Source organism: Bifidobacterium dentium JCM 1195 = DSM 20436 (genome assembly GCF_001042595.1).
GTDB lineage: Bacteria > Actinomycetota > Actinomycetes > Actinomycetales > Bifidobacteriaceae > Bifidobacterium > Bifidobacterium dentium.
In genome coordinates this window covers 205,697-218,202 of sequence record NZ_AP012326.1, presented here as the reverse complement: position 1 = coordinate 218,202, position 12,506 = coordinate 205,697, and the positions used below count along the sequence as shown (strand labels likewise).

At 55.3% G+C, this 12,506-nt stretch carries 11 protein-coding genes; all 11 read right to left on the bottom strand.

From position 1 onward, the window contains the following. Nucleotides 1–88: 88 nt before the first annotated feature. Nucleotides 89–484, bottom strand: coding sequence for a D-ribose pyranase (gene rbsD / locus BBDE_RS00825; RefSeq protein ID WP_033489155.1), 396 nt, complete (start codon nucleotides 482–484; stop codon nucleotides 89–91). 135 nt (nucleotides 485–619) lie between these two features. Continuing rightward, entirely contained in the window at nucleotides 620–1,567 is a 948-nt protein-coding gene (locus BBDE_RS00820) for a D-ribose ABC transporter substrate-binding protein (RefSeq protein ID WP_003837840.1), read from the bottom strand. 130 nt (nucleotides 1,568–1,697) lie between these two features. Beyond that, nucleotides 1,698–2,687, bottom strand: a complete 990-nt coding sequence (locus tag BBDE_RS00815) for an ABC transporter permease (RefSeq protein WP_003837842.1) — start codon at nucleotides 2,685–2,687, stop codon at nucleotides 1,698–1,700. Between the two features lie 20 nt (nucleotides 2,688–2,707). Next, nucleotides 2,708–4,210 carry a sugar ABC transporter ATP-binding protein gene (locus BBDE_RS00810; RefSeq protein ID WP_003837844.1) on the bottom strand — a complete coding sequence of 501 codons (1,503 nt, stop codon included), beginning with the start codon at nucleotides 4,208–4,210 and terminating at the stop codon, nucleotides 2,708–2,710. A 151-nt stretch (nucleotides 4,211–4,361) separates the two neighbouring features. Continuing rightward, nucleotides 4,362–5,360, bottom strand: a complete 999-nt coding sequence (locus BBDE_RS00805) for a LacI family DNA-binding transcriptional regulator (protein ID WP_003844731.1) — start codon at nucleotides 5,358–5,360, stop codon at nucleotides 4,362–4,364. Between the two features lie 477 nt (nucleotides 5,361–5,837). Then, a complete protein-coding gene (locus BBDE_RS00800; protein ID WP_003837849.1) occupies nucleotides 5,838–6,902 on the bottom strand; it encodes a LacI family DNA-binding transcriptional regulator in 1,065 nt (354 codons plus the stop codon). A gap of 203 nt (nucleotides 6,903–7,105) precedes the next feature. Further along, nucleotides 7,106–7,663 (bottom strand): FMN-binding protein, encoded by a 558-nt coding sequence (locus tag BBDE_RS00795; protein WP_003837850.1) that lies wholly within the window; start codon nucleotides 7,661–7,663, stop codon nucleotides 7,106–7,108. A gap of 28 nt (nucleotides 7,664–7,691) precedes the next feature. Further along, nucleotides 7,692–8,504, bottom strand: coding sequence for an ABC transporter ATP-binding protein (locus tag BBDE_RS00790; RefSeq protein ID WP_003837851.1), 813 nt, complete (start codon nucleotides 8,502–8,504; stop codon nucleotides 7,692–7,694). Between the two features lie 2 nt (nucleotides 8,505–8,506). Further along, nucleotides 8,507–9,826 (bottom strand): ABC transporter permease, encoded by a 1,320-nt coding sequence (locus tag BBDE_RS00785; RefSeq protein ID WP_003844733.1) that lies wholly within the window; start codon nucleotides 9,824–9,826, stop codon nucleotides 8,507–8,509. 16 nt (nucleotides 9,827–9,842) lie between these two features. Beyond that, nucleotides 9,843–11,186, bottom strand: a complete 1,344-nt coding sequence (locus tag BBDE_RS00780) for an ABC transporter permease (RefSeq protein ID WP_003837855.1) — start codon at nucleotides 11,184–11,186, stop codon at nucleotides 9,843–9,845. 21 nt (nucleotides 11,187–11,207) lie between these two features. After that, nucleotides 11,208–12,479, bottom strand: coding sequence for a DUF2318 domain-containing protein (locus tag BBDE_RS00775; protein ID WP_003837857.1), 1,272 nt, complete (start codon nucleotides 12,477–12,479; stop codon nucleotides 11,208–11,210). Nucleotides 12,480–12,506 lie beyond the last annotated feature (27 nt).

The following is a 12,506-nucleotide window of genomic DNA, read 5'->3' as shown; positions in this document are numbered from 1 at the left end:
AGGCAGCCTGAACCATCATTAACGGTAATTTTGATTTCCGGTAAATCAGGTTATCCGTAATGAGGCAACTGCCATATGCATCGGATTCCTAGAATGGCACGCCACATCGGAAAATCACATTGGCGTACGAGGTGGTTTCACCCGTGCGAACGACAAATTTCGCATTCCTGACATGGGACTTAAATCCCCCCGAACCGTCATGCGGCACATAAGACAAAGGTACATTGAAGTGGTCTTTGACCCATCGTTCGGCCTGTTCGCCTCGAGCCTCTTCAGCCATCAGACCCTCCTCTAATACAAGCTGCGGCCGTAGCGCTTCCAGCACTTCTTCGAAGCGAGGCACACCGAATACCACCGCCAAGTCAATGACTTCAATACCCTGCGGCACAGGAAGACCACAATCGGAAACGACGAACACATCCTTGTGCCGTAATCCCGCAAGTGCAGCTGAGAGTTGTGCATTCAGTATTCCATGAGTAAGCATATCGGCTATCCTTTCGTAGTGTTGGCATGCGGATTGCGAAATGGAACCCATTCTTGGCTGCGTTTTCCCTCAACGCATTCCGCATGCCATGGGGGGCAGAGGCATCTTCACCTCAGCCTGTTGTGTCAAATCCAGTCACTGGAAATCCGCGACATTCTCCTTGGTGACGGTTTTGACTTCAATCGACTGGGTTTTATCGACTTTCTCGCCTTTGATCGCCTTGACTGCCGCCTGTACTGCCTGCTTGCCGAGCTCCTTCGGCTGCTGCGCAATGGTACCGGTCAAGGTGCCGGAAGAGATGGCCTTCAGACCGTCATCAGTTCCATCAAAACCGACAATCTTCACGTCCGTACCGGCCTTGGAGCCAAGAGCTTGAATCGCGCCTAGGGCCATTTCATCGTTCTCTGCATAGACTCCGACGATATTAGGATTGGCCTGCATCAAGTTACTGGTGACATCGAGTGCTTCGGAACGATCAAAGTTGGCCGTCTGTTCAGCAACCACCTTAATGCCGGCATATTTCTTGATTTCTTTCTTGAATCCATCACCTCGGTCACGAGTGGAGGCCGCTCCAGGGGTGCCCTGCAGGATGATGATGTCTCCTTTTTCTCCAATGGCTTTCGCCAACTCATCGGCAGCCTGAGCACCACCCGCCACATTGTCGGATGCGATGTGCGCAGTCACATCCTCGCCCGTAACGGAACGGTCAACAGAAATAACAGGCAGATTGGCGGACAGCAACGGAGCCACGGCTGGAGACGCAGCGTCGGAATCGACCGGATTAATGATGACTGCTTTGGCGCCTTGAGACTGGGCGTTCTGCGCTTGATTCTGTTGCGTTGCGGAATCGTTTTGCGCATCGGACACCAACAGATTCACACCTAGCTTATTCGCCTCAGCTTGAGCACCGTCCCGCAGATCAACGAAGAACGGATTGTTCAGGGTAGAGATCAACAAAGCCACCTTGTCGGAACCGTTGCCGGAGTTGGATGCGCCGCAAGCACTCGCACCGATCGCCAACGTAGCCGCACAGGCAACAGCAACTGCTGCGCGGATGGTTTTCTTAAAACACGGGTTAAGCATGGTCTTTCTTCTTTCTTTTCCAAATTTGGTTGGATTAGGTTCGTTTCAGTTATGTTTTTGGGGTCGGAGCAAGGAGCACGCAATTTAGAGAGCAATCACGCGATGGAGATTTGAGGAAAGCAGAGTTGCATCAGTGAGCATCGACCTTGCGACGCAAAGTATCGAAGCTGACCGCGAAAGCAATGACTAGGCCGATAACAACCTTCTGCCAGAAGGAAGAGACATTCAATATATTCAAACCGTTACGAATGACGGCCAGCAAAATGGCACCGATGAAAGTGCCGGAAACCTTACCTTTGCCTCCAGAAAGGGACGCACCGCCGATGACAACGGAAGCAATGGCGTCCATCTCATATCCATCTGCCGCCTGCGGCTGGGCGGAATGCAGACGGCCCGCAATGACCAAGCCAGCCACAGCCGCGAAGATGCCGGAGAGCACAAACACCATAATCTGCGTTTTATGCACGGAAATGCCTGAAAGCCTAGAAGCCTCCATGTTGCCGCCAACTGCATACATAGAACGACCAATAGTGGTGAAGTTCAGGATAACGGAGGCAATGATGCCCATGATGACCATCATGATGATTGGAACCGGAATACCAATGATGGTGCCGCCGAAGAAGTTGACCATGCCGGAGGTGGAGATAGGACGTCCATCAGAGATGACCAAGGTCAAGCCGCGAGCCACGGACATCATGGCCAGTGTAGCGATAAAGGAAGGTAACCTCAGGAACGCATTCATCATACCGGATAAGGCGCCGAATACTGCACCTGCCAGCAGACCGACAATGATGGTCACGCCTGCAGGAAGTCCCATGTTGGCACCTGTGTAAGCAACCAGCATGCTGGCGACAGCCGCTGTCGCACCGACCGACAGATCGATGCCCGCAGCAACAATCACAAATGTCTGCCCGAAGGCAAGAATGGCGACGGTTGCCGCCTGAATACCGACGTTCATGAGATTCGAGGCGCTGAGAAACGCCGGAGCCACAATGGACAAGGCGATACACAGGATAATCAGACCGATTAGCGCACCATTTTGTGAGGCAAATGTCTTGATGCGAGCGACCGTGGTCTTGTCTCCGGAATCATAACCGAGTTTCTTGTCTGCATTGGTCATTTGTATTCTCCTTAATCCGATCAGTGTTCGTTGTCGTTTTCGTCATCCATATGGGAGACCGCGAGTGCCATTACCTTTTCCTGCGTGGCCTTACTAGCGGGCATATGGCCTGTAATACGGCCTTCGCTCATTACCAGGACCTTGTCCGACATGCCAAGCACCTCTGGTAGATCCGAGGATGCCATAAGCACCGCGCCTCCATTGGCGGTAATTTCATTGATAAGGTCGTAGATTTCAACACGGGCACCAACATCGACGCCTCTGGTTGGTTCATCAAGCAGCAGCACTTTGACGTTGGCCATGGACCATTTGCCGAACACTATTTTCTGCTGATTACCGCCTGATAACGACCCTGCGGTTTGATTGACGTTGGCCATTCTGATACGTAGTTTTTGGGCGGTCTCGTTCTCACGCCTGCGTTGCCCTGCGAGATCGGCGAATCCGCATTTTGCAGTAGACAACATAGTCGCCAAGCCGAGATTTTCAGCCACCGAGGCATCCAGAATTAGACCTTGCGTACGACGATCTTCCGGCACCAGGCCCAGACCAGCCTCAATGGACTGAGCAATGGACTTCTTCTGCAGCTTTTTTCCGCACACGCTGACGGAGCCAGAATCATATGAATCCGCACCGAAAATCGCACGAATAACTTCAGTTCGCCCTGCACCAACCAGGCCAGCCAATCCGACAACCTCGCCGGCATGCACTTGCAGTGACACTTTATCGAGCGCACCTTCACGAGTCAGCTCTTTTACATCAAGCAGTACCTCGCCCGGCTCCTGCGCGATGCGTGGAAACTGGTTGGTAATGTCACGGCCGACCATAAGCTTGACAAGTTCATCCTCACTGGTAGACGCTGGAACCGTATCGATGTATTGACCATCTCGCAGCACCGAAACCACGTCTCCCACACGGGCTATTTCGTCAAGATGGTGGGAGATGAAGACCATACCTACGCCTTTCGCCTTCAGCTCATCCATAATGGCGAACAACTGGTCACATTCCCTGCGGGTCAGCGCGGCAGTCGGTTCATCCAGAATCAGAATCGATGCATCCTGCATCAGAGCTTTTGCGATTTCCACCATCTGCTGACGGGCCACACCTAATTCACCCATCGCAGTGTGCACGTCTTCTTCCAACCCAATGAGCTTGATGGCTTTTCTGGCTTTTTCAGCCATGGTTTTGCGATCGACAAAACCCGCTTTGTTCGGCAGTGTGCCAAGGAATAAATTCTCCATAATGGACAATTGCGGAACAAGGTTGAGCTCCTGATGAATAACTGCAATGCCGAATTTACGGGCGGTATCAACATTGGGAATACGTACTTCTTTGCCGTCAATCTCAATATGGCCTTCATCAGGTTGGTAGATGCCGCTCATCATTTTGATGACGGTAGATTTGCCGGCACCGTTCTCACCGAGAAGTACATGGACTTTACCCGGTTCCACTTTGACCGAGACATTGTTCACTACCTTGGTGCTTCCAAATATCTTGGAGACACCGACAAGAGATAGTTGCGTCATATTCTCTCGCTTTCCCTACGGGTGCGGCAACGTTACCGCACCAAGATGCACTTATTCCTTGGGTCTGCTGAAACAGGCCCAAGCGGCATGTATTGATGTTGTTGATCAGAATCGCAGACTCGCGCCCGCAATCAGTTGCGTCTCCTGTCCCTCATCGGACAGACTCGACAGATCCTCTCTGAATATAGATTGTCTCCACTCGCCGGGATCGCGGGTGACCTCCTTGAACCATGTCAAGGAAGGTTTCCGCGCCTAAACAACCCAGTCTTTGCACTTGCTGAGAAATCACGGACACTTGCGGCGTCGTCAATCGGAATAGCTCAATGTCATCAAATGAAATAAATGACATTCCACTTTCCAGCACACCCCCCACGCCATTCATCATGGCAATGGCACGTACGGTATCAGGCGAATAGCCAAACACCATCGACGTCACGCCGGACGACAGCATGCGGCGTATCACTGAGACACAAGAGGACTGGTCAAAACTGGTAGATTCAACGAAGACATTCTCTTCGCCGAATAAACGTGTTCCGCAATCACGGAAAGCAAGCTCACGCTCTCGCAAAGTAGGCGAATCCAAAATCGGACCGGAGACATATCCAACCTTGGAATGCCCCTGCTCTTGAATGTCTCTTAATGCGGATTCCATCCCGGGGAACGGGTCGGAATCCACTAAGGGCACCATGTCGAGCTCATCCGCGCGACGGTCCACAAATACCACCGGCAATTGTCTACGCAACAGACGTTGCAATGCCTCCGACATCTCACCCTGAGGCACAATAATCGCCCCATCGATATGCTGCGACAGCATGTTCGTGATGAAAACATCCTGCTGTCTCACATTCTCGGACGATGTTCCGATGAATGTGCAATATCCCGCTTTAGATAGAGTGTCTTGAATCGCATACGCCAGATCCGCAAAGTATCCGTTTCGAATATCGGGAACAAGCAGCCCGACGGTCTTCGTGGACGATGATCGCATGGCCCGAGCACGTGAGTCGGGAATGTAGTGGAGCTCTTCCATCGCCTTCTCGACCGCATGCTTGGTCTCGGCGGATATCCTGCCATTGCCGTTGAGCGCTCGTGACACCGTAGATACAGAAATACCTGCGCGCCGCGCCACGTCGCGAATCGTAACGTACGCCATAACACCTCCTCTCAACTGTGAGAATACCATGTGCGGCTTGCCAGTCTCGCTTCCGGAACCCATCCTCATTGGGTTGGATGAGATCAATTGCCGCCTCTTTTATGTATGTCTGACTGCGGACGACTTGGACGCCTCCATTACGTTCCGCAAAATTCATTCGGAACTTCGACGTTGTCGAATGAATCAGGTCTGTTTCTTTCACCCATCAGGTAACCCAATCTTGCATATTCTTTGCATATATTAAGTTACAGCTAATGCGGTAACGTTACCTCATCTAATTCAGCTCCTTTACCATTTCAATGCGGTAACGTTACCACAACTATAATGCACTGCTTCCGGATTCTCAACTTCCGCATTATTTCAGGCGTGTCACAGGAAACCCTACCCGCCGCAACATATCCCCTTTGCTTTGAAACAAGCCAAAGCAGATATCGATTCACGCCCGATTGATCAATTCCAAGAAATTACGACCATCCATCACATCGCGATGTCGCTTATGGTCCCGTGTTCCACAAGATGCGGTTTCAACAATTCGGCATGGTGATTTTCTAGCCACGGACAACCGTCAACATCATCGGAATCCAATAACTCGATGTATTCTCGCATCTTGCCCCATCCGCGTTTCGCTAATTGGCTGATGTCTTGCGCCACACTAGTTACCGCGCGAAACAGACCGTAATACTCCAAGACATCATCGAAACCCACCACCGATATATCCGCTGGCACGCATAGCCCTCGTTCCGTCACACGCTGTATAAATCCAGCAGCCATCAAGTCATTGCCACAGAACACAGCCGTCACACCCATATCGATGAGTCTGTCCGCCGCCATGTAACCGCTGCTAAAACGATAGTCTCCTCTCACCCACAATGCTGGATCGAATCCAATTCCTGATTCCTGGAGTACATCCACAAAACCTCGTGTACGCACTCCAAGCCCTTCCCCGTCAGCTTCATCCGTTACACATCCAATCCGACGATGCCCTGCATCGACCAAGCGCTGTGAGGCCTGTCTGCCACCAAGGTAGCCATCAAAAGCCAGACCGTCACACCACGAGCTTGAAAACAGTCGATCCATCAACACCACAGGGCACATTACACGCTCCGCATCCTTGCGAAGCTCGCGCTCCGCTTCGTAAGATTCACAGGCAGCGACTAAAAATACACCATCTACCCCGAGAGCCGATAATCGATTCATTACCGCATGCTCTTTGGCACGCGATTCTTCCGAAACCGCTACGACGAGAGAGTAGCCATCATTCGCGCATTCACATTCAAGCCGTTTCGCCAACGATGCAAAGAATAGATTCTCTATGCTCGGCACAATCAGCGCAATCAGTCTCGATTCACCCGCTGCAAGATTACGGGCAACCTGATTGGGACGATAGTCCAGTTGCTTTGCAACCTGCAGGATACGATCGCGTTTTTCTTTTGAAATGCGCACCCTGCGGTTGTTCAAAACCAAGGATGCGGCCGTCACCGACACCCCCGCCTTCGTCGCTATATCTTTCAACGTGGCTTTATGGTCTAAGCCATTATTCATTTCCTGTCCCTTCAACGCTGCATTGTTGCCGGAACAGACCTTCAGACATAAGCATTATCGCACATGGAAGCCTCACATGCCACGTTGCATCACACAATGCGATAGGGCCGAAGACGATATGTGCTAGGCGTTACATCGCCAAACAGAAATCCGGTATTTCTCCGCTGGTAAAGAAACAGTTCACAAATCGAATGATGAAACCATTACTGGATGGAAGCCTCCTGCCGAGCCACCTCGAGGGCCTTGTTGAAGGCCTCGGTGGTCCAGCTGGCGCCCGCGATCTTGTCGATTTTGAGGTCTTTCAGAGGCTTGCCCACCACGGCATCCGGCACGGCCTTGGCGAAGGCGTCCTGATGCTTTTTGGAGATGGACGTGAACGGATGGCCGACTATGCTCACATCGGTCACGTTCTGATCCTTGACGGTCAGATGCACATCGATGGTGTCTTCGCCGACCGGACCGTATTGGCCGTTAATCGAATAGGTGCCGTCGGCGTAATTGCCGGTGTCTTTCTTGTCGGACTTCGTGGAATTCGAGTCGTCGGCATGATTTTTGACGGAATCATCGTCGTTGGAGGAGTTGTCGGTGGCCTTACCGTCGGTTTTGGACTTGTCTTCCTGCGATTCGACGCTTTCGCCGGAGTTGCCGGCATACTCGTCGTCCATCGGCGTTGCTTTCGGCTCGCCACAGGCCGAAAGCAACGCAAGGCTCGCCGCGGTCAGGGCGATCACTTTCACAGCAGTCGATTTCTCGTCAGTCATAGTCACTCAGTCACTCCGTTGGATTGGATCACTCCGTAGCTCCGGTTTTGGCGGCTTTGGTGGGATCGGCGAATTCGATGGCGGTTTCGCCGGTCTGCGCGCCCTCGGCGGTCGAGCCGGTGGAGGCGGGCTTGCCGCCGGCCGCCTCGTACGCTTGCCTTGCCGCTTCATCATTCCACTTTTCGCCGATGAGCACACCGTGGTTGAGCATGATTTCTCGCTGCGCGCAGGAGGCGACGAGCGCATCATGCGTGACGACGATGATCGTAGTGCCCTGCTCATGCAGCTGACGGAACAGGTCAAGCACGATCTTCTCGTTTTTCTCATCCAGATTGCCGGTCGGTTCGTCGGCGAGAATCAGCTTCGGGCAGTTGATCAGCGCTCGGGCGATGCACACGCGCTGCTGCTCGCCGCCGGAAAGCTGCCCTGGCAGATGGTGTGCGCGATCCTTCAATCCTACGCGTTCCAACGCCTCCAAGGCCTGCGTCTCATCGACTACAGAATGATAGTACTGCGCGACCATCACGTTCTCCGCAGCCGTCAAATGAGGCACGAGATAGAATTTCTGGAACACGAGCCCGATCATGTTCTTGCGCACGTCGGCGAGCTGCTTGGCATTCAGATCCTCAAGTTTGCGGCCTTCAAGCATCACGGAGCCCTTGGACGGCGTATCCATGCAGCCGATCATGTTCATCAGCGTGGTCTTGCCGGAACCGGACGAGCCGACGATCGCCAGCCATTCGCCTTCCGGCACGGTCAGATTCAGGTCGTCGACGGCATGCAGGTCGCCGTAGATCTTGGAGATGTGGTCAAGCTCAAGCAGGATGTTTTCGGAGCCCATGATTATTCCTCCCTCAAAACGATGGCGGGGTCAATACGAGTTGCGCGGCGGACCGGCGGAATGGACGCGACGACAGCGATCAGCATGCTCAACACGAGCGATGCGAGGCCCAACAGCCAATTAAAGCCGATGGCACGTTCGAATACGGTGACGCACAGCACACGGGCCAGCGCATAGCCGATGGCCGTGCCGAACAGACCGCCGATGAGCCCATAGATGGCGGATTCCACGTAGAATTCGGTGCCGATTGCCTGCGATGACGCGCCCAAGGCCTTGCGTAGGCCGATTTCGTTGCGCCGCTGACTCACGATGGAGCTGATGGTGGTTCCCACGCCGACCAGCGTCAGCACCAGCACGACAAGCGATACGATCCAGAACAGTGTCTGCAGCATGGTGATGATGCGAGTATCGGACGAGGTGATTTTGGTGACGGTCTGCGCCTTCACGCCGGTGTTCGGGTTGGCATTGAGGGTTTTGACGATGGCGTTCAGGTCATCGCCCATGGCGTTCACGGAATATTCGACCACGTCGGCGCCACGCTTGGAGCCGGCCAGTTTGGCCACATCAGCGGTGGTGGCGTACACGATGGAATCCTCGTTGCCGCCGGTATCGACGATGCCGGCCACGCGGAATTCGGTACCTTCATTGTTCATGATGTCGGATGAGACGCGGCCGTTTTCCTTGACTTGGGATTCGGTCTGCCCCAGTTTGCCCACCGTCTGATTGTCCGATTCTCCAGAATCGGACATCTGGGACCCGTTTTCGTCGCTTTGGTTGTCCGATTCTCCAGAATCGGACGATCCTGATGCGGAGGACGCGGCCGAATTGTCGGAGGCACGGTAGCCGATGGTGATACGCGAACCGATATGCACCCCGAGTGCGTCGGCCACATCGCGGCCCACCATCACGTTGCCCTCGCTCGGCCAGTCACCGGTCACGTTCCAGTGGCGGTTCAGCGTCTGCACGGCCTTGGGATTGACGCCGGCCAACGTATACGGTGCGGAGTTGATGCGCACGCTTTCGTAACGATAGGCGGCGGATTTCGCGCTGTGTTCGGCCGTTACGAGCGCGGTCACGTTGGTGATGGTGGCCGTGCTGATACCTTCGGATTTCGAGGTCGCATCGGCAGGGGTGACGATGAGGTTCGCGCCATATGCGCGCATCTCCTCGTTCATCTGCTGAGGTACGGCAATGCACACGGAAGCCAGGCAGAACAGCGTGGCCGCACCTACCAGCGATGCGATCACGGCCATCACCGCACGCGAACGGCGACGGAACACCGCACCCCACAGCATGGCGAAGAACATCTTGCGATTGGTCATTTCATGTTTCCTACGATCAGCGGCCATGGAGCACCTCCGCAGGCTTCAGGTTCAGAATCGAACGAATCGACGAGAACGAGGCGATGAGCACGGTGACGGCAAGCAGCACGAACACCAGTACGAACACCATCGGACGCATCGTAATGCCGGAGCCGAACACCACGTGTCCGACGATCTGCGCCACGCCGGAGCCAAACAACGCGCCGACCAGCGCGCCGACCAGCGAAATCACGGCGGTTTCGGCGAGCATCAGGCGGGAAACCGCACCATCCGTCGCGCCGATCGCCTTCATCAAAGCAAGTTCGGAGCCGCGTTCGCCAATCGAGGCGGCCATCAGATTCGCCACGGCAATCGCGGCCGCGACCAGCGACAGCACGGTCATCAGCACCATCACCGCCTGTGTTTTCTGAAGCACATCGCCCTGCAATGCGGCGACCTGACGCACCTGCTTGGCCACCGACCCCGGAATCACCTCTTCGATCTGATAGGCGATGGATGACGGATATGCGGTGCAGTACCATGTCTCCCACTCGTCTTGCGTAAGCGCATTCGGGTTTTTCGATGCCTTGCGCGCCAGATCGTTGTCAGGCGTAGTCAGCGCCTTGACTTCGATCTTGTCGATCGAATCGGGCAGATTCGCCAGCGTCTGCGCCACGATGGACGGAATGTACATGCCGTTGTTGTCGGAATCGCCCGAATCGTAGATGCCGGTGATCTTCACCTTCACCTGATTGCGTTCGCCGGTGGAGATGGTCTTGCCAAGCGTGACGGTGTCACCGATCTTCACGCCGAGCTGCGAAGCCAGGCTGGTGCCGATCAGTCCCTGTTCGGTGTCGTCTTTTGGCCAGGAACCGTCGAGTTTCCACCAGGAACGCATGCCATTCATGCCGGCCACGGTGGATTCGCCGGAATCCATGTGCAGGGTTTTGGCGAACCATGTGCCCACGATCGGCACGTTGGTGGCCTTGCATGAATCGGCGGATGCCGAGCCGTCCGAGCATCCCGCGTCCACGTGGATGTTGAGTTCCGGCGCAAAATTGGTGATGTTGAATGCCCAGAAGATCGTCTTGATCTTCGGCGCATCCGATTCCTTGAGGAACGCGGTCGGGTCGGAATCGGAGGACGAACCCGAAGATCCGCCCGTGTTGTACAGGTCGCTCACCACCGCGTCGGCCTTCGGCTGCACGGTGATGTTCGAGCCGTATGTCGACAGTTCCGCGTTGAGCTTGTCGCCCACGTCGAACACCACGCCGAGCATGGCCACGCTCACGGTGGCCGACAGGCACACGGTGACGGCGATCAGCAGACGGCGTTTGAACTGACGGCTGAACGAGCGGAAAATCATGCGGAGAAAGAACATCGGTCGATCACTCCTTTCCGCTCACTGGAAGTGGCTTGACAGCGCGTCGAGCACAGAGGTTTGGATGACGATTTTGCCCGGCTTGACCTGATAGTCGAACGGCACCGGATTGCAGCCGCCCTTGAAGCCGATGGTCGCGAGATTGATGGCCACATCGCACTTCTTGCAGATGATCTTGCCGTCCTTCTCATAGTAGCCGGCGTCGCCGCAGTTGTCGCAGGCGTCGAGGCCGACGCCGTACGCGCCGCCGTTCTTCTTGATGATGATGAAGCGCATGACGGTGCCATCCTTCGCCTTGTATTGGAAGCGGTGCAGGTGGCCGTCGGAAACCTGGCTGAAGGTGATGGTGGCCACACCGTCCTTGAGCGAGTACTCTTCAGGCGGCGAAAGGGTGATGACCTTCTGCGTCTGCGCTACGCCATAGGTCAATGCCACGGTGATGCCGATCATGGCGACAAGGCTCCATGCGCCGGCGGCCTTCGCGCGACGGCGGAACGCCACATGGGAACGTGCGATCGCCTCGTTGGGTCCGGTCGGTTTGATCTTGAAGCCCATGACGATGCTGGCAGCCGCCGGAATGACGAATACGAGCGCCATGGCGATGGCCATTTCGCGCTGATGATTGATGCCCCACACGAGCGCCAGGAATGCGGCGGTCGGGAAGCTGACGATGCGCTTGGATTGCAGCAGCTGCGCCAGATCGGTGAAATGAGAGGCGAACAGCAGCATGATGAGCAGCAGCACGGCCGTGGTGAACGACCAGCGCACGGCGGTGGAGCGCATCGTACGGAAGATGCAGGCCGCGATGATCGCGGTGGCGGCGCCGAGCGCGAAGCCGAGCGCGCGGAGCAGCATATCGGAGGTGAAGACCGGATCGCCCGGCTCGACGAAAATCGTAAGACGCAGGATCACGTCCGGCAGCGCACGGAAGGTGGTGGCGGCGATGGCCAGCGCGGCGATGAGATTGGCCGCATCCAGCAGGGGACGATGATCATGCCATGCCGTGGTGATGCGTCGCGCGAAGATCACGATGACGAACACCGCAATGTCAAAGATCACGCAACACCATAGCGTCGGATAGTTGACGAAAGTACGCTGCGTGATGACGGCCGTGGCACGCAGCGCGGCGAACACGATGGCGCCCGCGAATCCGACGAGGAAGCCGGTCAAGCGCCAGTACGCGCTCAGCGGCTTGTCACGCCCCTCACCGACGGTGAGCATCACGTTCAGCGCCATGATCAGCAAAGCCGGTGCCAGCAATCCCTGCAACACCGTCACATACTGCAGCAGCATCTTTCCCCTTACAATTACGCATGAAGT

Bases quoted from the DNA above. Each gene is read 5' to 3' on its own strand.
- BBDE_RS00790 (WP_003837851.1), bottom strand. From the start codon at position 8,504: ATGGGCTCCGAAAACATCCTGCTTGAGCTTGACCACATCTCCAAGATC.
- BBDE_RS00820 (WP_003837840.1), bottom strand. From the start codon at position 1,567: ATGCTTAACCCGTGTTTTAAGAAAACCATCCGCGCAGCAGTTGCTGTT.
- BBDE_RS00800 (WP_003837849.1), bottom strand. From the start codon at position 6,902: ATGAATAATGGCTTAGACCATAAAGCCACGTTGAAAGATATAGCGACG.
- BBDE_RS00780 (WP_003837855.1), bottom strand. From the start codon at position 11,186: ATGTTCTTTCTCCGCATGATTTTCCGCTCGTTCAGCCGTCAGTTCAAA.
- BBDE_RS00785 (WP_003844733.1), bottom strand. From the start codon at position 9,826: ATGACCAATCGCAAGATGTTCTTCGCCATGCTGTGGGGTGCGGTGTTC.
- BBDE_RS00795 (WP_003837850.1), bottom strand. From the start codon at position 7,663: ATGACTGACGAGAAATCGACTGCTGTGAAAGTGATCGCCCTGACCGCG.
- rbsD (WP_033489155.1), bottom strand. From the start codon at position 484: ATGCTTACTCATGGAATACTGAATGCACAACTCTCAGCTGCACTTGCG.
- BBDE_RS00805 (WP_003844731.1), bottom strand. From the start codon at position 5,360: ATGGCGTACGTTACGATTCGCGACGTGGCGCGGCGCGCAGGTATTTCT.
- BBDE_RS00775 (WP_003837857.1), bottom strand. From the start codon at position 12,479: ATGCTGCTGCAGTATGTGACGGTGTTGCAGGGATTGCTGGCACCGGCT.
- BBDE_RS00815 (WP_003837842.1), bottom strand. From the start codon at position 2,687: ATGACCAATGCAGACAAGAAACTCGGTTATGATTCCGGAGACAAGACC.
- BBDE_RS00810 (WP_003837844.1), bottom strand. From the start codon at position 4,210: ATGACGCAACTATCTCTTGTCGGTGTCTCCAAGATATTTGGAAGCACC.